The sequence below is a fragment of the Rhodococcus sp. BP-349 genome, assembly GCF_019835845.1.
Classification (GTDB): domain Bacteria; phylum Actinomycetota; class Actinomycetes; order Mycobacteriales; family Mycobacteriaceae; genus Rhodococcoides.
Genome location: NZ_JABUDR010000002.1, coordinates 611690 through 636954 on the forward strand (window position 1 = coordinate 611690; position 25265 = coordinate 636954).

Sequence of the window (25265 nt, forward strand, 5' to 3'; positions counted from 1 at the left end):
CGGGCGTGACAGCAGCATGTGCGTCGTCCGGATCATGCTGATCGGGCACGGTGCACCTCCCCACCTCGACCGGTCGTCCCACGGGCGCGGGCCGTCCCGGTCCTGCCGATCCACCCTAACCGCGTGCGCGACGCGGTGAGACACTCGACTCATGACCAGCCCGGTACGCACCGTGACGTTGCTGACACGCGCCGGATGCGGGGCGTGCGACGCCGCCTTGCGCGTGCTCGTCCCCCTGTGCGCGGAGTACGGCGTGGCCTGCGAGTCGGTCGACGTCGACGCGGTGGCCGCGCAGGACCCTGACCTGCGGGCGGAGTACGGGGACAGGCTGCCGGTGGTGCTGCTGGACGGCCGCGAACACAGCTACTGGGACGTCGACGTGCCCCGGCTGCGGCGCGATCTGGAGAACTGACCCCGACCGGCCGTCGACATCGGTGCGCACTCCCACCGACTCGGGGGCCGGGGATCGTACTACACGGGTCGGCGACTTTGTTCATCCCTCCACGAGAGGTTACCGTGGAGAGAAGAAAGGGGTCGGCGACGAACCCTGCGTCACAGGTACCACGGTCCTGTGCGTGGCCCGCCGATCCTCGGATGACCGTGGAGACCGCATGCCTGTCATCAGGCGTGCCGTCGGACGAGGAGCCTTCGACGTGACCTCACAACGCCGCCTGCCCGGCGTCGGTATCGCGCGCTCCGGCGCCGTGTCCGACTCCGGCCGAGACGGTGGTGCTGTGTCTCGTGACGGTGGTGCGGTCTCTCGCGCTGTGCCCCAGGCTACGGTCACCCGATTCGCGGGGTATCTCCGGGTACTGAGTTCGCTCGCGGACACCCGAGTGATGATCGTCTCGAGCGAGGACCTCGCGACGGCTGCCGGGGTCGGCTCGGCCACGCTGCGCAAGGACCTCTCGTTCCTCGGGCCGATGGGTGTGCGCGGAGTGGGATACGACGTCGCTCGCCTGCGTGCGCGCATCGAGCTGGCGCTCGGTCTCGATCGCGGCCACCGCGTCGTGCTGGTGGGCACCGGCAACCTCGGTACCGCATTGGTCGGGTACGACGGGTTCAGTCGTCGCGGCTTCACGATGGTCGCCCTGTTCGACAACGATCCGGCCGTCGTGGGCCGTGAGATCACCGTCGGCAACGCCGACGACGGCTACTCGCAACTCACCGTTCTGCACGTCGACGGACTGATCGAGGCGGCCGCCGAGCTCGGCGCCACCGTCGGCGTCGTCGCCACGCCCGACGCTGCCGCCCAGGCCGCCGTCGACGCCCTCGTCGAGGCCGACATCGACTGCATCCTCAGTTTCGCGTCCACCGACCCGGTGACGCCTCCGCACGTCGATCTCCGCCGCGTCGATCTCGCCGTGGAGCTGCAGGTCCTCTCGTTCGCGAACGCCCACAAGGCACCGCGCATCCGTCCCGCCCGTCCGGTCTGTCGTGATCCCCGGACGGTCACCCCCGCTAGTAGAAACGGATCGGTGATAGCACCGTGAGTGTCCTTCTCCTCGGGATTTCGCATCGAAGCGCTCCCGTCTCGGTGCTCGAACGTATCGCCGTCAGCGACACGGAACGCCCGAAACTGACCGACGAGATCATGATGTCGCCGCATGTCTCCGAGGTCATGATCGTCTCGACGTGCAACCGCGTCGAGGTGTACGCGGTGGTCGACGCGTTCCACGGCGCCCTGACCGATCTCGGTGCACTGCTGTCCGAGCACTCCGGTCTCGAGCTCGCCGAGCTGACGAAGTACGCCTACGTGCGCTACAGCGAGGCCGCGGCCGAGCACCTGTTCGCCGTCGCCGGCGGACTCGACTCGATGGTGATCGGTGAGCAGCAGATCCTCGGGCAGATCCGTGCCGCCTACGCGGCGTCGGACGCTCAGCAGGCATCGGGCCGCGCGCTCCACGAGCTGGCGCAGCAGGCGCTGCGCGTGGGCAAGAAGGTCCACTCCGAGACGGGCATCGACAAGGCGGGAGCCTCCGTGGTCTCCGTCGCGCTCGATCGCGCCTCCGACGTGCTCGGTGGTCTTGCGGGCAAGAAGGCCGTCGTGCTCGGCGCCGGCGCGATGGGCGGTCTCTCCGTCGCTCATCTGACGCGCACCGGCATCGGCAGCATCGCCGTCGCCAACCGCACCCAGAGCCGCGCGCAGCACCTGTCCGAGACCGCGGCCGCGGGCGGCGTGACGTCGTTCGCGATCACACTCGACCAGCTCTCCGCAGCGGTGGCGGACGCCGACATCCTCGTCACCTGTACCGGTGCGGTGGGTGCCGTCGTGACCATCGCCGACGCCCATCGCGCGCTCGCGCAGCGTGACACGCAGGCTCGCCCGCTGGTGATCTGCGACCTGGGCCTGCCGCGCGACGTGGAGCACGCCGTCGCCGGACTGCCCGGCGTCACCGTCCTGGACATGGAGTCGCTGCAACACGATCCCGCGGCCGGCGCCGCAGCGTCCGACGAGCGTGCGGCCCGCGACATCGTGGCCGCCGAGCTCGCCTCCTACCTGTCCGGACAGCGCCTCGCCGAGGTCACCCCGACTGTCACGGCGCTGCGTCAGCGGGCCGCCGAGGTGGTCGAGTCGGAGCTCATGCGGCTCGACTCACGACTGCCCGACCTGGCCGACCCGCAGCGCGACGAGGTGGCCCGCACCGTGCGCCGCGTCGTCGACAAGCTGCTCCACGCACCCACCGTGCGGGTGAAGCAGTTGGCCACCACGCCGGGCGGCGACTCCTACGCCGAGGCGCTCCGGGAACTCTTCGAGCTCTCGCCGAGCACGGTGCAGGCCGTCGCATCGCCGATGGAGGTGGCCACGGCCGTGGACACGGACAATCCCACCGCCGCCCTCGCGGACGACTTCACGCTGTCCCACGAGACGATCTCCCGCGAGCGGGGTGCGGAATGACCGCGAACGCTGCCGCACTGGGTGATCGCGTGGTGCGCATCGGCACCCGTGGCAGCCTGCTCGCCACGACGCAGGCCGAGACCGTCCGCGCCGCCATCACGGCCGCCGGTGTCCGCACGGAGCTGGTCGTCGTGACCACCGCGGGCGACAAGTCGGCCGCGCCGGTGCAGGAGATCGGCGTGGGCGTCTTCACCGCTGCCCTGCGGGAAGCGTTGGCGGACAAGACCATCGACGTCGCCGTGCACTCCTACAAGGATCTGCCGACGGCGGAGGACGAGCGCTTCACCATCGGCGCGATCCCACAGCGCGAGGACCCGCGTGACGCCCTGGTGGCGCGCGACGGACTCGTGCTCGGCGAACTGCCCGCCGGGTCCACTGTCGGCACGTCCGCACCGCGGCGCATCGCACAGCTGCGCGCGCTCGGCCTCGGCCTGGACGTGCAGCCCCTGCGCGGCAACCTCGACACCCGCATCGGCAAGGTCACGAAGGGCGAGCTCGACGCCGTCGTCGTGGCCCGTGCCGGACTGGCGCGGATCGACCGTCTCGACGTCGTCACCGAGGCTCTCGAGCCGGTGCAGTTCCTGCCGGCTCCCGCTCAGGGGGCACTCGCAGTGGAGTGCCGCTCCGACGACCACGATCTGGCCTCCGTGCTCGCGACCCTCGACGATCCCGCGGCCCGCGCCTCGGTGACGGCGGAGCGGGCCCTGCTCGCCGAGCTCGAGGCCGGCTGCACCGCTCCGGTCGGGGCCATCGCCGAGGTCGTCGAGTCCATCGACGAGGACGGCCGAGTCTTCGAGGAACTGTCCCTGCGCGGCTGCGCCGCCGCGGTGGACGGCTCCGACGTGATCCGAGCCTCCGCGGTCGGGCCCGTCGACGACGCCGACGGCATCGGCCGCCGCGTCGCCCGTGAACTCCTCGATCTGGGCGCCCGAGACCTGGTCGCCATCACCGAGCCCTCCAGTTCCTCCACCGCCGCCTCGACCCAGAGACCGGGCGGTACCGAGAAAGGCGAGTCGATCGATGCGTGAGCAGAGGGCGTTGAGCGTCGTCGGGACCGCGGGCCGACACAGACGTGGCGGCCTGCCCGGGCGACGTGTGACACCCCGCCCGGGACGGTACGAGCGCATCGCCACATCGCGGTTGATCCCCAAACGGGGTCCCGCCACCGAGATCGAGATCCGCTTCCGCGACAAGTACGCGGAACAGACTGCACTGGAGAACGAATCATGAGCCGAGTCCGCAAGAACACCCCGGGACGGATCCTGTTCGTGGGATCCGGACCGGGCGACCCGGCCCTGCTCACCGTCCGGGCGAGGGACGCGCTGGCGATTGCCGAGATGGCCTTCACCGATCCCGACGTCGACAAGGGCGTCATCGCCCTCGTGGGCACCGCCGTCCCGGCCGACGCAGAGACGGGCGAGAGCGGCGTGGACGTGCGTCCGGCGCTCGGCGAGCCCGCCGAGGTGGCCAAGACGCTGGTCGCCGAGGCGAAGAACGGCCACGACGTGGTCCGGCTCGTCTCGGGTGATCCGCTGACCACCGACTCCGTCATCGCCGAGGTCACCGCCGTGGCGCGGACCCAGGTGCAGTTCGAGGTCGTTCCCGGCCTCCCCGCAGGTTCTGCGGTGCCGAGCTACGCGGGCATGGCGCTGGGCTCCGAGCACACCGAGGCCGACGTCCGAGGCGACGTCGACTGGGCGTCGCTCGCCGCGGCTCCCGGCCCTCTCGTCCTGCACGCGACGTCCGGCCACCTCGCCGAGACCGCCAGCGCGCTCGTCGAGCACGGCCTCGCGCCGCAGACCCCCGTCGCCATCACCGTCCGCGGTACGACGCGTCAGCAGCGCACCGTCGAGGCGACCCTCGCGACGCTGAACGACGCGGGATCCGAGCTCGTGGGATCGCTCATCGTCACGGTCGGCAAGGTCGTCTCGCAGCGCAGCAAGATGTCCTGGTGGGAGAGCCGCGCGCTGTACGGCTGGACCGTCCTCGTGCCGCGCACCAAGGACCAGGCCGGCGAGATGAGCGAGCGTCTGGTCACGCACGGCGCCATCCCCATCGAGGTGCCGACCATCGCCGTCGAGCCGCCGCGCAGCCCCGCGCAGATGGAGCGCTCGGTCAAGGGCCTCGTGGACGGCCGCTACCAGTGGGTCGTCTTCACCTCCACCAACGCGGTGCGTGCGGTGTGGGAGAAGTTCGAGGAGTTCGGACTCGACGCCCGCGCGTTCTCCGGCGTGAAGATCGCCTGCGTCGGCGAGGCGACGGCCGAGAAGGTCCGCTCGTTCGGCATCAACCCCGAGCTCGTCCCGTCGGGCGAGCAGAGCTCCACCGGGCTGCTCGAGGACTTCCCGCCGTACGACGAGGTCTTCGACCCCGTCAACCGGGTCCTGCTGCCGCGCGCCGACATCGCGACCGAGACCCTCGCCGAGGGCCTCCGCGAGCGTGGCTGGGAGATCGACGACGTCACCGCCTACCGCACGGTGCGCGCTGCGCCGCCGGCCGCCGAGACCCGCGAGATGATCAAGACCGGCGGCTTCGACGCCGTGTGCTTCACGTCGAGTTCGACCGTGCGCAACCTGGTCGGCATCGCGGGGAAGCCGCACGCGCGGACCCTGGTGGCGTGCATCGGACCGAAGACCGCCGAGACGGCCGTCGAGTTCGGCCTGCGTGTCGACGTGCAGCCCGAGACGGCTCAGGTCGGACCGCTGGTCGAGGCACTGGCCGAGCACGCTGCACGACTGCGCGCCGAGGGTGCACTGCCGCCTCCGCGCAAGAAGTCTCGTAGGCGCTGACCCGCCCGTGCGCCCTTTGCGCATCCAGGGATACGCAAAGGGCGCACGGCCGAACGAAGTGAGGGTTCCGTGTTTCCCGTAGACCGTCCCCGGCGACTGCGTCGTACCCCAGCCATCCGCCGGTTGGTGGCGGAGACGTCGCTCGAACCGCGGCACCTCGTGCTGCCGATGTTCGTGGCCGACGGCCTCGATGCCCCGCGCGAGATCAGCTCCATGCCGGGCGTCGTCCAGCACACCTTGGACTCGCTGTCCGCCGCTGCCGACGAGGCCGTGCGGGCCGGAGTCGGCGGTCTGATGCTCTTCGGGGTTCCGCGTCCGGAGGACAAGGACGGACAGGGATCGATGGCCTCGGATCCCGACGGCATCCTGAACACCGGTCTGCGTCGGCTCCGGGACGACCTCGGCGACAGCACCGTCCTGATGGCGGACACGTGCCTCGACGAGTTCACCGACCACGGTCACTGCGGCGTCCTCGCCGCGGACGGCAGCGTCGACAACGACGCGACGCTGGTGCGCTACGTGGACATGGCCGTGGCGCAGGCTGAATCGGGCGCTCACCTGCTCGGCCCGAGCGGCATGATGGACGGGCAGATCGGCGCGATCCGCGAGGGCCTCGACACCGCCGGATTCGCCGACGTGGGTCAGCTGGCCTACACGGCGAAGTACGCGTCGGCTTTCTACGGCCCGTTCCGCGAGGCCGTCGGGTCGACGTTGCGCGGCGATCGCCGGACTTATCAACAGGATTCGGCCAATCGGCGCGAGTCGATGCGCGAACTCGATCTCGACATCGCCGAGGGTGCCGACATGGTGATGGTGAAGCCCGCGATGAGTTACCTCGACATCCTGCGCGACGTGGCCGACGCGTCGCCCGTGCCCGTCGCCGCCTATCAGATCTCGGGGGAGTACGCGATGATCACCGCCGCTGCACAGAACGGGTGGATCGACCGCGACGCGGCGATCATGGAGTCCGTCACCAGCATTCGCCGAGCCGGCGCCGACATCGTCCTCACCTACTGGGCCACCGAGATCGCGACGCGGCTGTGAACGACCAGCGCCCGGGCGGCAACCCGGAGGACCCTCGCCACGACCCCCACGATCCGCAGGGTCGGCCGCAGTGGGGTCAGCAGCCGCAGTGGGGTCAGCAGCCTCAGTGGGGTCAGGAGTCACAGTGGGGTCAGGAGTCACAGTGGGGTCAGGAGTCACAGTGGCAGCAGCCGCAGGGCAACTGGCACCCCGAGGGTCTGCCCCCGAGCGCGATGCAGCCGATGCGGTCACCGGAGAACAGCGAGGCACCGGTCGACATCGAGACGGCGCGCCACCTGTGGTTCGGCGTGATCGGCATCGGTCTGCTCTCGATGCTCATCGGGCTCTACTCCCTGTTCACCGATCGTGACGCCTTCCTCGACGCGTTCCTGACGGACCTCGAGGCGCAGGACCCGTCGTTGGCCCTACCTCCCGAGACCGCGGACACCGTGCTGATCGTGGCCATGGTGTTGTCGTTGATCGTCGGGGTGCTGATCGCCGGGCTCGTCCTGCTGGTGGTGCGCAAGATGCGGGCGGGGAAGCTGTGGGCGCGCGCTGTTCTCACGGCGATCGGCGTGGTCATCGTCGTCACCACGATTCCCACGCTGTTCGGCCTGGGATCCGGCGGCGCGATCGCTCTGGTCACCGCGGTGCTCGGGATCCTGCAGGCCGTCGCGGCCGCGGGTGCGGTGTACCTGATGCATCGACGCGAGTCGTCGGAGTACTTCCTCTCCCGGAGATCACCACGCTGACCTGCGACACGCCGTGACGGATGTGACCTGAGTTACAGAAGTGGCGTTACTGTTCTGACGATCGGACACACCCTGATCGGAGGATCTTCATGACCCCACGACAGACGGTCGGGCACGACGCCAACGACCGCCGCAACCCTCTCGCCGAGCTGTTCGCCCTTCTGCTCCTGACGTCCGCCGTGGTGGTGGTCGTCCTCGTCGTCGCCAGCGGCTTCTCGGGTGCCTGAGACGCCTTTCTGCGCTGGTCAGGCTGTCTTTTTGCGCCAAACTTCGATCGGTGTATCGTGACCACTGTCACAAGCATTCTGATCAGTACGGAGACAGTGTTGCCCGCCGATTTCTCCTCCACCTCCGCAGGTTCCACGGCGCCACGCGCTCGTATGCAGACCGTCGAGTGCAGCAGTGGCCGACGTGAGCTGTGGCTGCTCGCCATCGTGCTGATCATGGGCATTCTCATGGCCGCCGCAGTCCTTCTGCCGGCCGTCCTCACCTGATCCCGCGACGCCTGGACTCCACCGCGTGGAGTCCTCTTGGCAGGATGGTCGGGTGACCGCAGACAAGCCCGAACCCGCTCCGCCCGTCCGCCCTCGGATCATCACCGTCGCGTTCGTCGTGTGGGTTCTCGGAGCAGTGCTCGTCGTGCTCCTGGGCCTCATCTCGCTGACGTTCCCCGCCGATTCCCTGCGCACGCAGCTGACCGAGACCGGGGGCGAGCCGGATGCCGTGGAGAGCGTCATCACGGTGCTGCGCACGGTCGGTGTTCTCGAGATCATCGTAGGACTGGCCATCGGGTTCCTCGCCGGCCCTGCGTGCCGACGCGGCGATCCGCGGTTCCGACGGGCGCTGACGGTCCTGTCGATCGTCTTCGGGCTGGTGCTCCTGGGTTCGGTCACCGTCGGCTTCGCGATCGTGCCCCTGCTGGCGACGCTCGGCGCGATCCTCTTCTTCGTGGCCTGCGTGCTGGCGTACCGACCGTCCGCGGCGCCGTGGTTCGTCGCACCGGAGGCCACATGAGCGACGAGACGGAACCGGTGATCTTCGCGGAGTACGGCGCGAAGTGGCGCGCCCTGGCCTGGGGGCCGATCTTCTGTCTGATCGCTCTCGGCGTCGAGATCTACACGGGCCCCGTCGTGCACTACGTGGCGCTCGTCGTGATCGCACTGGTTCTCATGGCCTTCACCTACGTGCAGATCGTGGCCGCCCGTCGGCACGCCACGGTGATCCTGACGTCGACGACGCTGAGTCAGGGCACGGAGAACGTCGCCATCGCGGACATCCTCGAGGTGTATCCGGAGCCCGACTACGACGCCAACGGAAACACGCTGGAGAAGTGGCAGGCCGCGCGAGTACTGGGGGAGCTGTCCGGGGTGCCGCGCAAGCGGACCGGCGTCGGTCTGAAGCTGCGGGGCAACGGTCTGGTCCAGGCGTGGGCGAAGGACGACGAGACGCTCCGCGAGGAACTGCTCGCACTCGTGGCGCCCGCCACCGACGCGGAGCCCGACGCGTGATGCGCCGGTTCGCTCCGGTGGTGGTCGCGATCGTCCTCGCTGTCGTGGCCGTGGTGCTGTGGGTGCAGTCGAGGACCACGACCACCGTGACCGAGCAGTTCCCCACCACGTCGTCGTTCGAGGGGTTCTCGGTCACGTACGACTCGACCCGTGTCGCGGGGCCCTGGGCGGCTCTCTCCGTGATCGCGGCGGCCGTCGCGGTGTACCTGGTGATGCGCGTCGTACGGCGGCGTTGACCTCTACCCGTTACCCCCTGGGGGTACTCTGGGGCGCATGAGCAGTTTCGATCAGGACGACCTTCTCAAGCGCCTGCGCCGCATCGAGGGTCAGGTGGCCGGCATCTCCCGCATGGTGGCCGACGACCGGTACTGCATCGACGTGTTGACGCAGGTCTCCGCCGTCACCAAGGCGCTGCAGTCCGTGTCGCTGAAGTTGCTGGACGCCCACCTCGCGGGCTGCGTCGTGGACGCGGCCCGCGAGGGCGGACCCGAAGCGGACGCGAAGGTCAGGGAGGCGTCCGAGGCGATCGCTCGCCTCGTCCGTTCCTGAGCTGAAGGGGTGCCGGCCTAGTCGGCGGTGACGGATTCCTTCACTTCACCCGGCTCGTCGTCGGCGAGCATGGCCGCACCGAGGAGCGCCTCGGGAACACCGAACGCGTCGATCAGCGTGTGGGCATGCGGGCGCAGCGTCCGGCAGCGCTCGTTGATCCCGCGCGTGACGGCCTTCGACCGCTCCGTGGAGATGTAGCGGTGCTCGATGAACCAGGCCTTGTCGGCATCGATCGTGGTGAGCGCGTAGAGGTCGCACACCTCGCCGAGCAATTCTTTGGCGTCGTCGTCCTCGCAGTTGTCGATGCCGGCGACGAACGCCTCGAGCACCACGCGATCGACGTGCGCCGTGGCCGCGTGCAGGATGTGGTCCTGCACCGCGTTGAACGCGTCGAACTGGCTCATCTTCTTGGACAACCCGTTCAGACGCTTCGCGGCCGTGGAGATGAGGTACTCCTCGCGCTCCTCGAACATCGAGATCTGGGTGCCGCGGTTGAAGAGGCTGCCCTCCTCCTCGTTGTCCTGACGCGAGTCGACGAGAGTCTGGATGATGGGCGCCGCCGCCGTGCGCTTCTTCACCACGTCGCCGACCGTGCCGGCGGCGAACTTCACCCAGTCGGCCGCGCCGAACGAGCGGACCTCGTGGGCGTACGCGGTGAGCAGCTCCTTCGCGACGAGCTGCGTGAGCACCACGTTGTCGCCCTCGAAGGTGGTGAAGACGTCCGAGTCCGCCTTGAGCGCGATGAGTCGGTTCTCCGCGAGGTAACCCGCGCCGCCGCAGGCCTCGCGGGACTCCTGGATCGCCTTCGTCGCGTGCCAGGTGTTCGCTGCCTTCAGGCCGGCCGCGCGCGACTCGAGTTCCCGCTGCTCGGTGGCGTCGGGATCCTCGGCGCTCTGGATGTCGTGCATCTTCGAGACGAGCTCGTTCTGCGCGAACTGCAGCGCGTACGACTTGGCGATGAGCGGGAACAGCCGACGCTGGTGGACGAGGTAGTCCATGATCGTGACCTCGTCGTCGGTCCCGGGCGCGCTGAACTGCTTGCGCTGCAGCGCGTACTTCGTCGCGATGGTCAGCGCGACGCGCGCCGCGGCGCCCGCGGAACCGCCCACGGTGATGCGGCCGCGGATGAGGGTGCCGAGCATGGTGAAGAAGCGCCGGTTCGGGTTGTCGATGTCCGAGGAGTAGCTGCCGTCGGCCGCGACGTCCGCGATCTTGTTGAGCATGTTCTCGCGCGGGATGCGGACGTGGTCGAACATGATGCGGCCGTTGTCCACGCCAGGCAGGCCGCCCTTGTAGCCGATGTCGAACGTGGTGACGCCGGGCAGGTCGCTGCCGAAGTTCTCGTCGCGGATCTGGACGACGAAGCAGTGCACGCCCTTGCTCTCGGGCTCCTCACCCGGTCCGGCGGTGATCAGCTGCGCGAACACGGCGGCGTACTTCGCCGACTCGGCGGCGCCGCCGATGTAGTCCTTCCGCGAGGACTTGTCCGGCGTGTGGATCACGAATTCCTGTGTCTCGCGGTCGTACGTCGCGGTGGTGCCGATGGACTGCACGTCACTGCCGTGGCCGGTCTCCGACATCGCGAAACAGCCGAGCGTCTCGAGATCGATCAGGGGCTTGATGAACTCCTTGTGATGCTTCTCGGTGCCGAGATTCTCGATCGCGCCACCGAAGAGGCCCCACTGCACGCCGGCTTTCACCATGAGCGACAGATCCGACATGGCGAGCATCTCGATCATCGTGACGGCGGCGCCGATGTCGCCCGTGCCGCCGACCTCTTTCGCGAAACCGGACTCTGCCGCCCCGGCCGCGGCGAGCACACGCAGCTGCTCGAAGGCCTTGGTCCGCGCGATGGCGGTGTTGGGTGTGTAGTGCGGTGCGAACTCGTGACGCGCGAGCTGCTCGCGCGTCTGGTTCCGTACGTCGCGCCACCGTCCGTCGAGAGTCCTGCGCAGGTGATTCGCCAGCTGAGCAGCGTTGTCGGACGACGTGCCGGTGTCAGTGGTGCCGGTCTCGGTAGTGGTCATACTCGACGGTAACCAAAACTCGAGGTGCGCGGGAGGGACTTGTCAGCGCGGCCACAGAAATTCACGCCACACCGCGCGAATCTTGCGAAACATCACACTCGTGGCGTCCATCGACGCAGCCTGCGGGGTCGACGGGGCATAGGGGCCGTCGCGGAAGAGCGAGGCACCGTTGTCCGCGATGGCGCGCGACATGATCGAGCTGAAGCCGTCGCACTGCTCGACGAGGTGTTCGCGGAACCCCTCCGGCCAGGCCAGTCGGGATTCCGGGTGCTGCCGGTCGGGCTCGTGCGGTGCCGTCATGGCAGAAGGATATGCCCGATGTAACGCAGATTTAACACTTTCGATCGGGTCGATTCCTCGTCGACCGAGCCGGGAGGTCTGCAGGCTCCCGACTACCGTGTCGCTGTGCTGATTCGCGACGCCGTGCCCGCCGACCTGCCCGAGATCCTCACCGTGCACAACGCCGCCATCGCGGACACGACCGCGATCTGGGACGAGGAGCAGGTGGAACTCGCGGACCGGCAGGCCTGGTTCGACCAACGCACCGGCGCCGGCCTGCCGATCCTCACCGCCGAGATCGACGGGCGGGTCGCGGGCTACGCGTCCTACGGGCCGTTCCGTCCGAAGTCCGGCTACCGGCACACCGTCGAGAACTCCGTGTACGTCGCCGACGGCTTCCATCGGCGCGGCGTCGCGACCGCGTTGATGGCGGAACTGATCGAGCGCGCCCGCCGTGGGGACGTCCACGCGATCGTCGCGGGAATCGAGTCCTCGAACACCACCTCGATCGCCCTGCACGCGAAGTTCGGCTTCACGGTGGTGGGTGTCATGCCGCAGGTCGGCGTCAAGTTCGGGCGGTGGCTCGACCTGACCTGGATGCAGCTCCTGATCGAGGCGTGAGACAGCCGGTGTGAGACTGCTCCTTATCAGAAAGAGCACTCCGCGTCCTGTGAAACACTGGAGGGCGTGACTCCTTCGAGCGGAACCGACACCGGCGTCCCCACCGCCCGATCCGCAGAACTCTTCGCACGCGCGTCCGCCGTCATTCCCGGTGGCGTGAACTCGCCCGTGCGGGCCTTCCACTCCGTGGGCGGAACCCCGCGGTTCATGGCCGAGGCCAGCGGATACACCCTGCGCGACGCCGACGGCAACAACTACGTCGACCTCATCTCCTCGTGGGGACCGATGATTCTCGGTCATGCCCACCCGGCCGTGGTCGAGGCGGTGCAGAAGGCGGCCTCCACGGGACTGTCCTTCGGCGCTCCCACGCTCGGCGAGATCGAGTTGGCGGAGGAGATCGTGCGCCGCGTCGATCCCGTCGACGAGGTGCGCCTGGTGAATTCGGGCACAGAGGCGACCATGAGTGCGGTGCGTCTGGCCCGCGGGTTCACCGGTCGCAGCAAGATCGTCAAGTTCTCCGGCTGCTACCACGGCCATGTCGACGCCCTGCTCGCCGACGCCGGCTCGGGCGTCGCCACCCTCGGGCTGCCGACGTCGCCCGGCGTGACGGGTGCGCAGGCGGCCGACACCATCGTCGTTCCCTACAACGACCTCGACGCGGTCGCGAAGGCGTTCGCCGACCACCCGGGTCAGATCGCGTGCGTCATCACCGAGGCCGCGGCGGGCAACATGGGTGCGGTGGCGCCGCAGCCCGGCTTCAACGAGGGTCTGCAGCGTCTGACCCGTGCGCACGACGCACTGCTGATCATGGACGAGGTCATGACAGGCTTCCGCGTCAGCGCGTCGGGGTGGTACGGCGTCGACGGCATCGCCGGAGACCTCTACACCTTCGGCAAGGTCATGAGCGGCGGCCTGCCCGCGGCAGCGTTCGGTGGCCGGTCCGACATCATGAGCTACCTCGCCCCCGCGGGCCCCGTCTACCAGGCCGGCACCCTGTCGGGTAACCCCGTCGCCGTCGCCGCGGGTCTGGCGACGCTGCGCGCGGCGGACGCCGACGTCTACGCGGCACTCGACGCGAACTCCACCCGTCTGGGCGGCATCCTCGGTGACGCGCTCACCGCGGCGGGCGTCCCGCACCGCGTGCAGTACGCCGCCAACATGGTCAGCGTCTTCTTCTCCGAGGAACCGGTGATCGACTACGCGGGCGCCAAGGCGGCCGCCACCTGGCGTTTCCCCGCCTTCTTCCACGCGCTCCTGAGCCGCGGCGTGTACCCGCCGCCGAGCGCGTTCGAGGCCTGGTTCGTCTCCGCGGCGCTCGACGACCGCGCGTTCGAGATCATCGAGGCGGCCGCTCCCCACGCCGCCGCCGCAGCAGCCGCTGCCGAGCAGAAAGCACCGTCATGACCGAGTCGTCCCCGACCGACCCGACAAACAGCGACGCGTCCGGTATCGACACTTCCGGGCACCCGCACGCCGACACCCGCACGATCGTGCACGTGATGCGGCACGGCGAGGTGCACAACCCCAAGGGCATCCTCTACGGGCGCCTCCCGAACTTCCGGTTGTCGGTGAACGGTCAGGCCCAGGCGCGCACGGTGGCGAACGTGCTCGCCGGGCACGACGTCACGCACGTCGTCGCCTCTCCGTTGCAGCGCGCCCGGGAGACGGCGGCGCCCATCGCGTCGGCGTTCGGGCTCACCATCGAGACGGACGAGAACCTCATCGAGGCTGGGAACGACTTCGAGGGTCTGAAGGTCGCCGTCGGCGACGGTGCGCTGCGTCGGCCCCGCCACTGGCTCAAGCTCCGTGACCCGTTCACCCCGTCGTGGGGCGAGCCCTACCTGCAGATCGCCCACCGGATGTTGGCCGCCGTCAACGCGGCTCGCGTCGCGGCCGTGGGCCACGAGGCAGTGTGCGTGAGTCATCAGCTGCCCGTCTGGACCCTGCGCCGCTTCCTGCAGGGCGACCGGTTGTGGCACGACCCCCGCAATCGCCAGTGCGGCCTCGCGTCGCTCACCTCGCTGATCTACGAAGGCGACACCCTCGTCGACATCGTCTACTCCGAGCCCGCCGGGGCGTCGGACCCCCTCCAGACCGGCGCATGAGACCCGCCCGCCTGCTCGCGCCGCTGCTCGTGGCCGCCACCGTTCTCACCGGGTGCGCCACGGGTACCGACGCCGTGGCGCAGGGTGGGACCTTCGAGTTCGTCTCACCCGGCGGCAAGACGTCGATCTTCTATGACCCGCCCGCCGAGCGTGGGACCGTGGGGAACCTCTCCGGACCGGACCTCATGACCGAGGGCACGACGACGTCGCTGTCCGACTACGAGGGTCAGGTCGTCGTCCTCAACATCTGGGGTCAGTGGTGTGGCCCCTGCCGCGGTGAGGCCGACGATCTCGAGCAGGTCTTCGAGGCCACCAAGGATCAGGGTGTGCAGTTCCTGGGCATCAACGTCCGAGACAACCAGCAGGACAAGGCGCAGGACTTCGTCATCGACAACAACGTGACGTACCCGTCCATCTACGACCCGCCGCTGCGCACCCTCCTCGCTCTCGGATCGAACTACCCGACCACCGTCATCCCGACCACGATCGTGCTCGACCGTGAGCACCGCGTCGCCGCGGTGTTCCTGACGGAGCTCCTCGCGAGCGACCTGCAGCCCGTGGTCGAGCGCATTGCGAACGAGACGCCGGAGGCGTCCGATGGTTAGGGCGTTGTCGACGCCGGAGGCGTCCGATGGTTAGGGCTTCGGATGGGTGAGGCGTTCCAGTCGGCTGCCGCGTCGGGGCCGCTGTTCCTGGCTCTCGGTGCCTGCCTGCTCGCCGGTCTGGTGTCGTTCGCGTCGCCCTGCGTCGTTCCCCTGGTTCCGGGCTACCTGTCCTACCTGGCCGGGGTCGTCGGAGCGGACTCCCCGTCCGTCACCGCCGACGAGGCGGCCACCAAGACTCTGGTGCGGGGTCGCAGCCGCGTCGCCGGTGCCGCGGCCCTCTTCGTTCTCGGATTCACCGTGGTGTTCGTCCTGGCCACGGCTTCGGTCTTCGGTGCCATCTCGGTGCTGTCGGTCAACCGCGAGATCCTGCAGCGTGTGGGCGGCGTCGTCACCATCGCGATGGGTCTCGTCTTCCTCGGTCTGATCCCCGCCCTGCAGCGCGACACGCGCTTCGAACCGCGCCGCGTCGGCAGCATCCTCGGGGCACCGCTGCTCGGTGGCGTGTTCGCGCTCGGATGGACCCCGTGTCTCGGACCCACACTGGCGGGCGTCATCTCGCTGACGGCAGGTACCGAGGGCACCACCGCGGCGCGCGGCGTGGTGCTGATCGTCGCGTACTGCCTGGGCCTGGGGCTGCCCTTCGTCGTGCTGGCCTTCGGGTCCGTCAGCGCGTTGCGCGGCGTGGGGTGGCTGCGTCGTAATGCCCGTGCCATCCAGGTGTTCGGCGGTGTGATGCTGGTGGCTGTCGGCATCGCATTGGTGACGGGCGCCTGGGACCTCTTCGTCAGCTGGATCCGCGACGGAGCGGTGACCAGCGTGACCCTGCCGATCTAGTGGACGTGAAAGAGATATGAGCACTGACCTGTCGGCCCGCCCGGACGCCGAGGCACGCCCGCCGCGGCAGTCTCCGGCGGGGCGCGCCGTCGCCGCCGTCCGGAACACCTGGCGCGGCCTGACGTCGATGCGCACGGCTCTCGTGCTACTGTTCCTCCTCGCCCTGGCCGCGATCCCGGGCGCGCTGCTGCCGCAGCGCAGCCTCAACGCGGGGAAGGTGGATCAGTACATCGCGGACCGCCCGTCCCTCGGGCCCGTCATGGACCGGCTGGAGTTGTTCGACGTCTTCGGCAGCTTCTGGTTCACGGCGATCTACGTCCTGCTGTTCGTCTCGCTCGTCGGCTGCATCCTGCCGCGCTGCGTCGACCACGCCCGCGCGTTGCGCACCCCGCCGGTCGCCACCCCGCGCAACCTGGGGCGGCTGCCCCACCACCTGCGCACCGAGGTCGACACGGCACCCGACGTTCTCCTCGACGAGATCGACGGCCGGATGCGCGGCTGGCGCAAGATGCGGCGCACCGAGGAGAGCGGCGCCCTGACGCTGTCCGCGGAGAAGGGGTACCTGCGCGAGGCGGGCAACCTGGTGTTCCACCTGTCGCTCGTCGGTCTGCTCGTGGCCATCGCCGTCGGGAAGCTCTTCAGCTACGAGGGCAACGTCGTCGTCATCGCCAACGACGGCCCGGGCATCTGCACCACTTCGCCCGCCCAGTTCGACTCGTTCCGCGCCGGCAACAGCGAGGACGGCACGGGCATGACCCCGCTCTGCGTGCGGGTGAAGAACTTCACGGCCGACTACCTCGAGAACGGGCAGGCCGAGCAGTTCACGTCCGACATCGAGTACCAGGCCGGCGACGACCTGGTCACGAACACCTGGCGCCCGGACACCCTGCAGGTCAACCATCCGCTGCGAGTCGCCGGTGACCGCGTCTACCTGCAGGGACACGGATACGCGCCGACGTTCACGGTGACGTTCCCGAACGGGGAGACCCGTACCGAGACGGTCCAGTGGGAGCCCACGGACGGCACCACGTTCCTCTCCAGCGGAGTGCACCGCTTCGATCCGCCCGGTGGTCTGTACCCCGACCCAGACGTCCGCCGCCAGAACCAGATCGCCATCGAGGGGCTGTTCGCGCCCACCGCGTTCTTCCACGGCTCGCTGTTGTCGTCGAGCTTCCCCGCCCCGAACGATCCGGCGGTGGCCGTCGACATCTACAAGGGCGACACCGGCCTCGACACCGGTAACCCGCAGTCGCTGTTCTCGCTGAGCCAGGTGCTGGTGGAGCAGGGCCGGCTCGTGAAGCAGGATCGCGTCAACCTGACACCGGGGGAGTCGACGACGCTGTCCGACGGCACCCAGGTGCGATTCGACGGAGCCGAGGAATTCGTCAACCTGCAGGTCTCGCACGACCCCGCGCAGACGTGGGTGCTGGTGTTCGCGCTGTCGATGATGGCCGGTCTGCTGGTGTCCCTGGTGATCAAGCGCCGTCGCATCTGGGTCCGCGTGAGCACGGACGACGACCGACGACGTACCGTAGTAGAAGTGGGCGGACTCGCCCGGACCGATCAGGCCGGCTGGGGTGACGAGTTCGACCGCCTCACCGCGCGGGTGCTCGACAGACCCGACGCCGGTGACGTACCTACCTCGAACAACAGGGAGTGACCATGCCGATCGACGCCACACTCGCGCAGTTCAGCGACTGGTCCTTCCGGTCGGCGTTCGGTGTCTACCTGCTCGCGGCGGTGTTCCTCATCGCCCAGTACGCCACGCAGACCGTCACGGCTGCGGAGCAGAAGTCCGAGCGGCAGCTCGTCGCGGCGGGCAAGGCGCCCGTGCGGCCCACCGGCCCCGGCCGGATCGAGGAGGCGCCCCGGCGTCCCGCGTCCGAGCGCTACGGCGGCATGGGCTACGCGCTGGTGGTGCTCGGTCTGCTGCTCACGGTCACGTCGATCGTGCTGCGCGGATTCGCCACCGACCGGTTCCCGCTCGGCAACATGTACGAGTTCGTCACGATGGCCACGGCCGCCGCGACGGCGACCTCGATCATCGCGCTGCGGAAGATGCGCCCGACGCTGATCTTCGTGGTCGTCCCTGTCATGATCCTGATGTTCCTCGCCGCCACCGTTCTCTACGCCGACGCGGCGCCCGTGGTCCCGGCTCTGCGCTCGTACTGGCTCCCGATCCACGTGACCATCGTCAGCATCGGCAGCGGAATCTTCCTGGTAGCCGGCGTCGCCTCCTTGCTGTTCCTGCTGCGCATGCGCTTCCCGGCTACGGAGGACGGCGCGAACACGGGTGCACTCGCCCGGTTCGCCCAGCGTCTTCCGGACGCCCGAACGCTCGACCGCCTGGCCTACAAGACCACGATCATCGGCTTCCCGCTGTTCGGTGCCGGCGTCATCCTCGGTGCGATCTGGGCCGAGGCCGCGTGGGGACGCTTCTGGGGCTGGGATCCCAAGGAGACGGTGTCCTTCATCGCGTGGGTCGTCTACGCGGCGTACCTGCACGCACGGGCGACGTCGGGCTGGCGGAACACCCGTGCTGCGTGGATCAACGTCGCGGGCTTCGTCGCCATGCTGTTCAATCTCTTCATCATCAACATGGTCGTCTCCGGTCTGCACTCGTACGCGGGTCTGAACTGACCGTCGGCTCGACCTGACCGCCGGGGGGGACCTGTGACGGACGATCGTTGGGACGGGTGGTCGCCCGGCCCGCAGGACGACGGGCGTGCGCTGTCCGCGCCGACGGATCCCGCGATCCAACCGGTTCCGCCGCCGCCCACGGCGCACGATCTGTCGACGTCGCGGCTGCTGCGGACGTCCCCGCCCCCTCCGACGGGCGGCTGGCGCCGCACGCTGTACGACGCCACCGGTGGGCGCGTCAACGTGGGCAACAGCGCCAAGGAACAGCGGCGACTGGCGTTGGTGCGTCAGGTCGGGAACCCGTTGCACGGCTGTCACAGGATCGCGATCCTGAGCCTCAAGGGCGGGGTGGGAAAGACAACGGTTGCGGCGGCACTGGGATCGACGTTCTCGTCGGTGCGAGGTGACCGGGTGATCGCCGTGGACGCGAACCCCGATCGCGGAACGCTGAGCTCCCGAGTTCCGTCGGAGACCGAGAAGACGGTGCGCGACCTGGTGCGGGACGCCCGCGACATCGACAAGTACAGCGGGGTGCGTGACTTCACGTCACAGAATCGCCACCGGCTCGAAGTACTGGCGTCGGAGTCCGACCCGGCCATGTCGGAGGCGTACGACGCGTACGACTACGAGACCACTGTGGCGGTGCTGGAACGGTTCTACAACATCGTGCTGACCGACTGCGGTACCGGACTCCTGCATTCGGCGATGCGGGCGATCCTGCGTAGCGCGGACGGACTGGTGATCGTGAGCAGTGGATCGGTGGACGGAGCGCGGAGTGCATCGGCGACGATGGACTGGCTCGACGCGCACGGCTACCGGCACCTGGTGGAGCAGTCGTTGACGGTGGTCAACATGGTTCGGCCCGGCTCGAAGGCCATCGACGTGTCCAAGATCGTGGACCACTTCGGTCAGCGATGCCGCGCCGTGCGGGTCATCCCGTACGACGACCACCTCGCGCAAGGCGCAGAGGTGGACCTGGACGCTCTCGCGCCGGCGACGCGCACGGCCCTACTCGAGACCGCGGCAGCGATGACCGCCGAGTTTCCGCCTCACATCATGCGGTGACGGCCATCCACTGCTCGCGGGTCAATCCTCGACGCGGCTCACTCGACGGAACCGGGCGTTCCCGCATCGGGACGCTCGGGACCGTTGCCACGATCACGTGCAGGGTTGTTCCTGATCTTCCACAGGAACTCCGGGTCGTCGTCCGGTCCGGTGACGCGTCCTCTGGGTGCCCCGGTCTCGGGGCCGAAAGACTTCCAGAGGAGCACGATCACGACCACGAGCCCGATCAGAGCCAGAACATAGATCATCACGCACCTCCACTACCGAGCGTAGTCGTGGCGTAGCGCCGGGGCACTCGAGTCGAGTTCGCAAGATCCTGAGAATCTGCTGCCACGCGCTGGTGTCCGGCACGAACACCGCGAGTGTCGACACGGTGCCGAGTGTGTGGCGCGTCAGCGGTGACGCGTGATCAACGGTGCGCTTCGGTGGTGAGCGAGGTCAGGAGCTGCATGACCTCGGACTCGCGGAAGCGACGGTGGCCGCCGGGCGTGCGGAGCGATCCGAGCCGGCCGGCGTGGGCCCAGCGCGTGACGGTCTTCGGATCGACATGGAAGAGTGCGGCCACCTGGCCGGGGGTGAGCAGGTTCTCCTGCGTGGGGGTGTAAGCCGGTGCACTCATCGCGATCCTCCAGGGACACAGTGTTCATCTCGGTCGACTGCGGCTGTATGTCCGCATCCGTTGCCCATGGTGGCACCGAGACCCCCGGGTACTCGACTCTTCTAATGTTGGTAAAGGGGAGGTAATGGACAAATCGGATACGTCGAACGGCTCCGGTAATCTGTGGCCATGACCGATCCCATCTCCACCGGCAGCACCCCCAGCGGGTCGGCGAAGGGCCGACTGGTCCGCGATCTCGGCGTGTACACCGCCGCCCGGCTCGGTCTCATCGCCGTGGTGGCCGCCGTGATCTACTTCGGGGCCACGCTGGTCGGGGTGACCGTGCCGTTGCTGATCGCCATGGTGTTCGCCCTGGTCGTCGCGTTCCCCCTGTCGCTCGTGCTCTTCAAGGGGCTGCGCCGACGCGTCAACGAGGACATCGCCGCCGTCGACGAGAAGCGTCGCCGTGACCGTGAAGATCTGCACTCACGCCTGCGCGGAGAGTGACCTGGCGGCGAGAGCGCGAGCCAGGTGGTCGCGCTGCTCGACCACGCACCGTCGCAGGGCACCGGGAGCGTCGCGGTGGTCCGACAACCACCTGTCGGCGTCCACGGTGTCGCGTGCCGACGGGAACAGTCCGATGACGAGTCGTCGGGCGATCTCGATGCTCCGCTCCCGCCAGAACGTCTCCAGCAGCGCGTAGTACTGCTCGTCGAATCGCTCGATCAGGGTGCGCGACGGCCCCGCGGTGAAGCCGCGGATCAGTGCCCCCACCCGCTCGTTGCTCAGGGCCGCCGAGCTGGTCAGCGCGGCCCAGGTCGCCTCCTTGACCGACGCGACGGGCTGCGCCGCCACCGCTGCGGCGTACTGCACCTCGCCGGCCCCCGTGCGATCGGACTCGAGCACCGTCGCCAGTTCGGCTTCGTCCGTGTGCCCCGTGGCCGACAGCGCGAACCACAGACCCCAGCGCTGCTCGGCGTCGAAATCGAGACCGTCGACGGACTCCGCGCCGTCGATCAACCGTCGGACCCGCTCCACGTGTGACTCGTCGTGCGACGCCGCAGCGGAGAACGCCCGGAACCACTCGAGCTGAGCGTCCGACCTCGGGGCCGCACCGGTGAGCTGCTCGGCCGCCGTCGTGGTCCACCGCTTCCGGACACCGTCGCGGTCCGCGGCGTAGTGCTCGACCGCGACCGCCGTGTCGGCGAGAATCGACCCGAGCACGGCCGGGTGGGACTCGGTGGGAGCGAAGCGGATCGCCAGGTCGACGTACGTCTGCGCAGGAAGTTCCGCATCACGCGTCGCGTTCCACCAGGACGACCACACCAGGGCGCGGCGCAGGTCGTCGGGGATGCGGTCCAGCGACTGCATCGTCGCCTCCATCGACCGCGCGTCCAGGCGCACCTTCGCGTACGTGAGATCGCCGTCGTTCGGCAGGATCACCGCGGCATCGGGCAGTGCGAGCGGTGTCTCCGCGTCGGTGATGTGCACCGAGATCGGTTCCGCATCGACGAGGTGGCCGTTCTCGTCCGGCGACAGGCGCGCGATGTCCAACCGCTGAGGACGCGGATCCGTCTGCGTGAGAACACCTCTGGTGCGGTCGTACAGCACGGTCGACACGCCGGTGGTCTCGAGCCAGGCGGCCGACCACTCGTCGAGCGACCGGCCGGACGGTGCGGCCAGGGCGTCGAGCAGGTCGTGCAGGGTGGCCGTCCCGAAGGCCCGAGCGCGGAAGTACGCACGGGCACCCTCGAAGAAGGCCTCGTCCCCGACGAAGGCGCCGAGTTGTTTGATCACGCTGGCACCCTTGGCGTAGGTGATGCCGTCGAAGTTGAGCTTGGCCGCCTCGAGGTCGACGATGTCGGCGACGACGGGGTGGGTCGTCGGAAGTTGGTCCTGCGAGTAGGCCCACGCCTTGCGGCGCAGGGCGAACGACACCCACGCGTCGGTGAACCGAGTGGCCGCGACCGAGGCGTACGCGCCCAGGTAGTCGGCGAGGGACTCCTTGAGCCACAGGTCGTCCCACCACTGCATGGTCACCAGATCGCCGAACCACATGTGCGCCATCTCGTGCAGGATCGTGTTCGCGCGCCGTGCGTACTGCGCTCGGGTGGCCGCGCTGCGGAACACGTAGGACTCCGTGAACGTGACGCAGCCGGGGTTCTCCATTGCGCCGAGGTTGTACTCGGGCACGAACACCTGGTCGTACTTCCCGAAGGGGTAGGGGAACTCGAACGCATCGTGGAAGAAGTCGAGCCCGGCGCGCGTGACGTCGAAGATGTCGTCGTGGTCGAGGTACTCGCCGAGCGACGCACGGCACCACGCGCCGAGTTCGATGGTGAGGTCGCCGCGGCGGTACTCCGATGTGGCGCGGTGGTACGGGCCTGCGACGACGGCCGTGATGTACGTGGAGATCGGCTGCGTGGCGGCGAAGACACGGGTGGACGACCCTGCGTCGTCGGTGGTGGTCTCTTCCACCCGCTCGTTCGACAGCACCGTCCACTCGTCCGGCGCGCTCACCCGGAAGACGAACGGTCCCTTGAGGTCCGGCTGCTCGAAGTTCACGAAGACGCGCCGCGCGTCGGCGGGCTCGTACTGCGTGTAGAGGTAGGTCTCGCCGTCCGCCGGATCGACGAATCGGTGCAGGCCCTCACCGGTGCGGCTGTACGAGCCGCGGGCGTGGATGCGCACGGTGTTGCGGCTCCCGAGATCACGCAGGAGCACCCGCGCACCGTCGTACTGCACCTCCTGCTCGTGGTCGTTGACGATCACGCGGTCCACGCCGGCACCGAGGAAGTCCATCCACGTCGACGACGCGGTGGCCGCGAAGCTCACGGTGGTGACGGTGCCGAACTCGGCTCGGGTCCGTGCCTCGGTCAGGTCCAGCGCCACGTCGTATCGCACGTCGGACACCACCCGGGCGCGGTCGGCGGTCTCGGCGCGGGTCAGGTTCGCGGTACTCACACCTTCATGCAACACCACCGGCCGCGCGGCTCGCGACACACCACCGTCGCGGCGACCCGTGCCATCATGGGGCGCATGATTCTGGTGCTCAGATTGATCGGCACGGCGTTCGCGATCTGGCTGGCGGCGTCCTGGGTGGACGGCATCTCGATCGCGAGTTCGGGGCGCGGGCAGGGCTGGGACCTGGTGGTGCTGATCGGGATCGCCGCCGTGTTCACCGTGATCAACGCGCTGGTCAAGCCGATCGTGCAGTTGTTGTCGCTGCCCCTCATCGTGCTCACTCTCGGGCTGTTCCTGCTGGTCATCAATGCGCTGATGCTGCTGCTCACCGCCGCCATCACCGAGAGCACCGGGTACGGGCTCACCGTCGACGGTTTCGGGGCCGCTTTCTGGGGCGCGGTGATCGTGTCGATCGTCAACTGGGTTCTCGGTGGACTGGTGCCGAATCGGCGATCGGCGCGCCGCTGAGGCTGCCGCCGACCGCGGTCAGTCCAGCCGCGCCACGAATGCCGTGATGGTCTCGCGAAGCTTGCCGACGCGCTCCTCGACCGGGGTGTCGTCGCGGTACTGCCGTCCCAGCGTCGGGGTCTTGATCCGCCGCGCGTACAGCGAGCAGGCCAGGTCCGAGCACAGGTAGGTGCCGACGGTGTTGCCGCGGCGGCCGGACTCGCCGGTCTTGCGGGCTACCATCAGCGTGACGCCGCCGTTCTGGTGCCCGGTGGTGCAGATGCTGCACATCTGAGATCGGCGAGAACTGCTCTCCGAACGCAGGGCGACTCCGACGAGCCGATCCGCGGTCGGCACGACGAGGAAGCTGCGGCCCGGATACGCGGGGTCGCTCCAGCCGAGGAAGTCCAGGTCGTCCCACGGGCGACCGTCCAGATCGGTAGGGACGGGGATGCGCTTCGCCTCGCCCTTCGAGCAGTTGACGAACGATGCCCGGATCTCGGGTTCGGTCACGGGGTCCATGGGACGACCGTAGAGGGAGATCATGAGCGTGGGCAACGGAATTACCCGTCGCGCGGCGACTACCCGAGCAGCAGGCCGACGGTGGTCGCCACCGCCCAGACGAGCATCGCGAGACCCGAGTCGCGCAGCGCCGGAATGAGCGCGAGGCCCTGCTGCCGGGTTCGGACGGGCGCGTTGGCGCGCCAGGCCAACGGGAAGGCGACGACGCCCAGGACGGCCCACGGCGAGTGCAGAAGCAGCAGCAGGCTGACGAGGAACGGCACGCCGAGCAGCGCGGCGTGCAGACCGCGGCTCCGGGCGTCGCCCAGCCGGACCGCGAGGGTCAGCTTGCCGGCCTCGGTGTCGGTGGGGATGTCGCGGATGTTGTTGGCCACCAGGACGGCGCTCGAGAAGCAGCCCATCGCGACGGCGCACGCGAGTCCCACGAGGTCGACGCGATCGGTGAGCACGAACTGGGTGCCGAGCACGGCGACGAGCCCGAAGAAGACGAAGACGGCGATCTCGCCGAGGCCGCTGTAGCCGTAGGGCTTCGATCCGCCCGTGTAGTACCAGGCCCCCGCGATGCACACGACGCCGACGAGAACCAGCCACCAGGCCGTCGTCAGCGCGAGGACGAGCCCCGCGACGCCCGCGAGCGCGAAGCACGCCACAGCTGCGCCGCGGACTGCCGACGGCGTCGCCAACCGGGAGCCGACGAGTCTGATCGGCCCGACGCGGTCGTCGTCGGTACCACGGATGCCGTCGGAGTAGTCGTTGGAGAAGTTCACGCCGACGATGAGGGCGACCGACACGAGCAGGGCCACCGGGGCCTTCCACCACGTCACGTCGCCGGCCGCCGCTGCCGCACCCGCCGCGGCCACGACCGGTGCGATCGCGTTCGGAAGTGTGCGCGGCCGTGCGCCTTCGAGCCACTGGGATGCTGTCGCCATGTGTGGATCATTGCCTACGCGGGCAGCTCGGGCCCCGCGCGGTCGTGTTGTGGGGCCGACCGATCGCGGCGTATACTCCGGGAGCGCCCTCGACCTCGGGGGTTTCTCA

Annotated in this window: 30 protein-coding genes; 23 read left to right on the forward strand and 7 right to left on the reverse strand. The window is 69.0% G+C overall.

The genetic code is table 11. From position 1 onward, the window contains the following. Window positions 1–151 precede the first annotated feature (151 nt). The 13 genes from HQ325_RS13390 to HQ325_RS13455 all read left to right on the forward strand — a co-directional run bounded on the left by HQ325_RS13390 (window position 152) and on the right by HQ325_RS13455 (window position 9520). Window positions 152–412 carry a glutaredoxin family protein gene (locus HQ325_RS13390; RefSeq protein ID WP_027504505.1) on the forward strand — a complete coding sequence of 87 codons (261 nt, stop codon included), beginning with the start codon at window positions 152–154 and terminating at the stop codon, window positions 410–412. Window positions 413–611: 199 nt separating this feature from the next. Further along, a complete protein-coding gene (locus HQ325_RS13395; protein WP_222630282.1) occupies window positions 612–1493 on the forward strand; it encodes a redox-sensing transcriptional repressor Rex in 882 nt (293 codons plus the stop codon). Further along, window positions 1490–2899: a glutamyl-tRNA reductase gene (locus HQ325_RS13400; protein ID WP_222630283.1), complete on the forward strand. Its 1410-nt coding sequence runs from the start codon at window positions 1490–1492 to the stop codon at window positions 2897–2899. Before HQ325_RS13395 ends, HQ325_RS13400 begins: the two co-directional genes overlap by 4 nt. A gap of 29 nt (window positions 2900–2928) precedes the next feature. Next, a complete protein-coding gene (hemC, locus tag HQ325_RS13405) occupies window positions 2929–3927 on the forward strand; it encodes a hydroxymethylbilane synthase (RefSeq protein ID WP_222631036.1) in 999 nt (332 codons plus the stop codon). Between the two features lie 198 nt (window positions 3928–4125). Then, window positions 4126–5688, forward strand: a complete 1563-nt coding sequence (locus tag HQ325_RS13410; RefSeq protein ID WP_222630284.1) for a bifunctional uroporphyrinogen-III C-methyltransferase/uroporphyrinogen-III synthase — start codon at window positions 4126–4128, stop codon at window positions 5686–5688. Window positions 5689–5757: 69 nt separating this feature from the next. Beyond that, window positions 5758–6732 carry a porphobilinogen synthase gene (gene hemB, locus HQ325_RS13415; protein ID WP_027504510.1) on the forward strand — a complete coding sequence of 325 codons (975 nt, stop codon included), beginning with the start codon at window positions 5758–5760 and terminating at the stop codon, window positions 6730–6732. Beyond that, complete coding sequence (locus HQ325_RS13425; RefSeq protein WP_308014459.1) at window positions 6729–7463, forward strand: DUF5336 domain-containing protein; 735 nt, start codon at window positions 6729–6731, stop codon at window positions 7461–7463. The genes hemB and HQ325_RS13425 overlap by 4 nt, the downstream gene beginning before the upstream one ends. A gap of 89 nt (window positions 7464–7552) precedes the next feature. Then, on the forward strand, window positions 7553–7690 hold the full coding sequence (locus tag HQ325_RS13430; protein ID WP_222630288.1) for a hypothetical protein: 138 nt from the start codon (window positions 7553–7555) through the stop codon (window positions 7688–7690). Window positions 7691–7747: 57 nt separating this feature from the next. Then, window positions 7748–7957, forward strand: coding sequence for a hypothetical protein (locus HQ325_RS13435; RefSeq protein WP_222630289.1), 210 nt, complete (start codon window positions 7748–7750; stop codon window positions 7955–7957). A gap of 52 nt (window positions 7958–8009) precedes the next feature. Then, window positions 8010–8477: a hypothetical protein gene (locus HQ325_RS13440; protein WP_222630290.1), complete on the forward strand. Its 468-nt coding sequence runs from the start codon at window positions 8010–8012 to the stop codon at window positions 8475–8477. Then, window positions 8474–8971: a hypothetical protein gene (locus tag HQ325_RS13445; RefSeq protein WP_222630291.1), complete on the forward strand. Its 498-nt coding sequence runs from the start codon at window positions 8474–8476 to the stop codon at window positions 8969–8971. Before HQ325_RS13440 ends, HQ325_RS13445 begins: the two co-directional genes overlap by 4 nt. Continuing rightward, window positions 8968–9207 carry a hypothetical protein gene (locus HQ325_RS13450; RefSeq protein WP_222630292.1) on the forward strand — a complete coding sequence of 80 codons (240 nt, stop codon included), beginning with the start codon at window positions 8968–8970 and terminating at the stop codon, window positions 9205–9207. The genes HQ325_RS13445 and HQ325_RS13450 overlap by 4 nt, the downstream gene beginning before the upstream one ends. Before the next feature lie 37 nt (window positions 9208–9244). Further along, window positions 9245–9520, forward strand: coding sequence for a metal-sensitive transcriptional regulator (locus HQ325_RS13455; protein WP_027504515.1), 276 nt, complete (start codon window positions 9245–9247; stop codon window positions 9518–9520). A gap of 17 nt (window positions 9521–9537) precedes the next feature. On the opposite strand, the gene HQ325_RS13460 is transcribed toward HQ325_RS13455, so the two are convergent. Then, window positions 9538–11547: an acyl-CoA dehydrogenase gene (locus HQ325_RS13460; protein WP_082544307.1), complete on the reverse strand. Its 2010-nt coding sequence runs from the start codon at window positions 11545–11547 to the stop codon at window positions 9538–9540. 42 nt (window positions 11548–11589) lie between these two features. Further along, on the reverse strand, window positions 11590–11847 hold the full coding sequence (locus HQ325_RS13465) for a hypothetical protein (RefSeq protein WP_027504517.1): 258 nt from the start codon (window positions 11845–11847) through the stop codon (window positions 11590–11592). A 105-nt stretch (window positions 11848–11952) separates the two neighbouring features. Here HQ325_RS13465 and HQ325_RS13470 point away from each other — a divergent pair, with 105 nt between their 5' ends. The 8 genes from HQ325_RS13470 to HQ325_RS13505 all read left to right on the forward strand — a co-directional run bounded on the left by HQ325_RS13470 (window position 11953) and on the right by HQ325_RS13505 (window position 19696). Then, a complete protein-coding gene (locus tag HQ325_RS13470; RefSeq protein ID WP_222630293.1) occupies window positions 11953–12447 on the forward strand; it encodes a GNAT family N-acetyltransferase in 495 nt (164 codons plus the stop codon). A gap of 66 nt (window positions 12448–12513) precedes the next feature. Further along, window positions 12514–13851 (forward strand): glutamate-1-semialdehyde 2,1-aminomutase, encoded by a 1338-nt coding sequence (hemL, locus tag HQ325_RS13475; RefSeq protein ID WP_056441647.1) that lies wholly within the window; start codon window positions 12514–12516, stop codon window positions 13849–13851. Window positions 13852–13946: 95 nt separating this feature from the next. Continuing rightward, entirely contained in the window at window positions 13947–14552 is a 606-nt protein-coding gene (locus HQ325_RS13480; RefSeq protein WP_261778344.1) for a histidine phosphatase family protein, read from the forward strand. Then, window positions 14549–15157 carry a TlpA disulfide reductase family protein gene (locus HQ325_RS13485; protein WP_222630297.1) on the forward strand — a complete coding sequence of 203 codons (609 nt, stop codon included), beginning with the start codon at window positions 14549–14551 and terminating at the stop codon, window positions 15155–15157. Before HQ325_RS13480 ends, HQ325_RS13485 begins: the two co-directional genes overlap by 4 nt. A 42-nt stretch (window positions 15158–15199) precedes the next feature. Further along, a complete protein-coding gene (locus HQ325_RS13490; protein WP_222630298.1) occupies window positions 15200–15991 on the forward strand; it encodes a cytochrome c biogenesis CcdA family protein in 792 nt (263 codons plus the stop codon). A 16-nt stretch (window positions 15992–16007) separates the two neighbouring features. Beyond that, entirely contained in the window at window positions 16008–17651 is a 1644-nt protein-coding gene (locus HQ325_RS13495) for a cytochrome c biogenesis protein ResB (protein ID WP_222630299.1), read from the forward strand. 2 nt (window positions 17652–17653) lie between these two features. Then, a complete protein-coding gene (gene ccsB / locus HQ325_RS13500; protein WP_056441651.1) occupies window positions 17654–18631 on the forward strand; it encodes a c-type cytochrome biogenesis protein CcsB in 978 nt (325 codons plus the stop codon). Between the two features lie 33 nt (window positions 18632–18664). Beyond that, a complete protein-coding gene (locus tag HQ325_RS13505) occupies window positions 18665–19696 on the forward strand; it encodes a MinD/ParA family protein (RefSeq protein WP_222630300.1) in 1032 nt (343 codons plus the stop codon). A 38-nt stretch (window positions 19697–19734) separates the two neighbouring features. Here the strand turns inward: HQ325_RS13505 and HQ325_RS13510 are convergent, their stop codons facing one another. Together HQ325_RS13510 and HQ325_RS13515 are read right to left on the reverse strand one after the other, a co-directional pair. After that, window positions 19735–19944, reverse strand: a complete 210-nt coding sequence (locus HQ325_RS13510) for a hypothetical protein (protein ID WP_222630301.1) — start codon at window positions 19942–19944, stop codon at window positions 19735–19737. A 161-nt stretch (window positions 19945–20105) separates the two neighbouring features. Then, the gene (locus tag HQ325_RS13515) at window positions 20106–20315 is read right to left on the reverse strand and encodes a BldC family transcriptional regulator (RefSeq protein WP_042574081.1); all 210 of its coding nucleotides are present in this window, start codon (window positions 20313–20315) and stop codon (window positions 20106–20108) included. A gap of 168 nt (window positions 20316–20483) precedes the next feature. On the opposite strand from HQ325_RS13515, the gene HQ325_RS13520 reads away from it, so the two are divergent. After that, window positions 20484–20801 (forward strand): DUF4229 domain-containing protein, encoded by a 318-nt coding sequence (locus HQ325_RS13520; protein ID WP_222630302.1) that lies wholly within the window; start codon window positions 20484–20486, stop codon window positions 20799–20801. Here the strand turns inward: HQ325_RS13520 and pepN are convergent. Then, complete coding sequence (gene pepN / locus HQ325_RS13525; RefSeq protein WP_222630303.1) at window positions 20781–23258, reverse strand: aminopeptidase N; 2478 nt, start codon at window positions 23256–23258, stop codon at window positions 20781–20783. The two genes, HQ325_RS13520 and pepN, sit on opposite strands and share 21 nt — an antisense overlap. Window positions 23259–23333: 75 nt before the next feature. On the opposite strand from pepN, the gene HQ325_RS13530 reads away from it, so the two are divergent. Further along, window positions 23334–23726: a phage holin family protein gene (locus HQ325_RS13530; RefSeq protein ID WP_222631038.1), complete on the forward strand. Its 393-nt coding sequence runs from the start codon at window positions 23334–23336 to the stop codon at window positions 23724–23726. An 18-nt stretch (window positions 23727–23744) separates the two neighbouring features. On the opposite strand, the gene HQ325_RS13535 is transcribed toward HQ325_RS13530, so the two are convergent. After that, complete coding sequence (locus tag HQ325_RS13535; protein ID WP_222630305.1) at window positions 23745–24227, reverse strand: FBP domain-containing protein; 483 nt, start codon at window positions 24225–24227, stop codon at window positions 23745–23747. Between the two features lie 59 nt (window positions 24228–24286). Further along, window positions 24287–25156 carry a 1,4-dihydroxy-2-naphthoate polyprenyltransferase gene (locus tag HQ325_RS13540; protein ID WP_222630307.1) on the reverse strand — a complete coding sequence of 290 codons (870 nt, stop codon included), beginning with the start codon at window positions 25154–25156 and terminating at the stop codon, window positions 24287–24289. Between the last annotated feature and the right edge of the window lie 109 nt (window positions 25157–25265).

Excerpts from the sequence above, each read along its gene's own strand:
- HQ325_RS13540 (WP_222630307.1), bottom strand. The coding sequence starts at position 25,156 with ATGGCGACAGCATCCCAGTGGCTCGAAGGCGCACGGCCGCGCACACTT.
- HQ325_RS13465 (WP_027504517.1), bottom strand. The coding sequence starts at position 11,847 with ATGACGGCACCGCACGAGCCCGACCGGCAGCACCCGGAATCCCGACTG.
- HQ325_RS13515 (WP_042574081.1), bottom strand. The coding sequence starts at position 20,315 with ATGAGTGCACCGGCTTACACCCCCACGCAGGAGAACCTGCTCACCCCC.
- HQ325_RS13390 (WP_027504505.1), top strand. The coding sequence starts at position 152 with ATGACCAGCCCGGTACGCACCGTGACGTTGCTGACACGCGCCGGATGC.
- HQ325_RS13445 (WP_222630291.1), top strand. The coding sequence starts at position 8,474 with ATGAGCGACGAGACGGAACCGGTGATCTTCGCGGAGTACGGCGCGAAG.
- HQ325_RS13485 (WP_222630297.1), top strand. The coding sequence starts at position 14,549 with ATGAGACCCGCCCGCCTGCTCGCGCCGCTGCTCGTGGCCGCCACCGTT.
- HQ325_RS13535 (WP_222630305.1), bottom strand. The coding sequence starts at position 24,227 with ATGGACCCCGTGACCGAACCCGAGATCCGGGCATCGTTCGTCAACTGC.
- HQ325_RS13410 (WP_222630284.1), top strand. The coding sequence starts at position 4,126 with ATGAGCCGAGTCCGCAAGAACACCCCGGGACGGATCCTGTTCGTGGGA.
- HQ325_RS13490 (WP_222630298.1), top strand. The coding sequence starts at position 15,200 with ATGGGTGAGGCGTTCCAGTCGGCTGCCGCGTCGGGGCCGCTGTTCCTG.
- HQ325_RS13510 (WP_222630301.1), bottom strand. The coding sequence starts at position 19,944 with ATGATCTATGTTCTGGCTCTGATCGGGCTCGTGGTCGTGATCGTGCTC.
- HQ325_RS13430 (WP_222630288.1), top strand. The coding sequence starts at position 7,553 with ATGACCCCACGACAGACGGTCGGGCACGACGCCAACGACCGCCGCAAC.
- HQ325_RS13520 (WP_222630302.1), top strand. The coding sequence starts at position 20,484 with ATGACCGATCCCATCTCCACCGGCAGCACCCCCAGCGGGTCGGCGAAG.
- HQ325_RS13480 (WP_261778344.1), top strand. The coding sequence starts at position 13,947 with ATGCGGCACGGCGAGGTGCACAACCCCAAGGGCATCCTCTACGGGCGC.
- HQ325_RS13460 (WP_082544307.1), bottom strand. The coding sequence starts at position 11,547 with ATGACCACTACCGAGACCGGCACCACTGACACCGGCACGTCGTCCGAC.
- HQ325_RS13455 (WP_027504515.1), top strand. The coding sequence starts at position 9,245 with ATGAGCAGTTTCGATCAGGACGACCTTCTCAAGCGCCTGCGCCGCATC.
- HQ325_RS13530 (WP_222631038.1), top strand. The coding sequence starts at position 23,334 with ATGATTCTGGTGCTCAGATTGATCGGCACGGCGTTCGCGATCTGGCTG.
- ccsB (WP_056441651.1), top strand. The coding sequence starts at position 17,654 with ATGCCGATCGACGCCACACTCGCGCAGTTCAGCGACTGGTCCTTCCGG.
- HQ325_RS13495 (WP_222630299.1), top strand. The coding sequence starts at position 16,008 with ATGAGCACTGACCTGTCGGCCCGCCCGGACGCCGAGGCACGCCCGCCG.
- HQ325_RS13395 (WP_222630282.1), top strand. The coding sequence starts at position 612 with ATGCCTGTCATCAGGCGTGCCGTCGGACGAGGAGCCTTCGACGTGACC.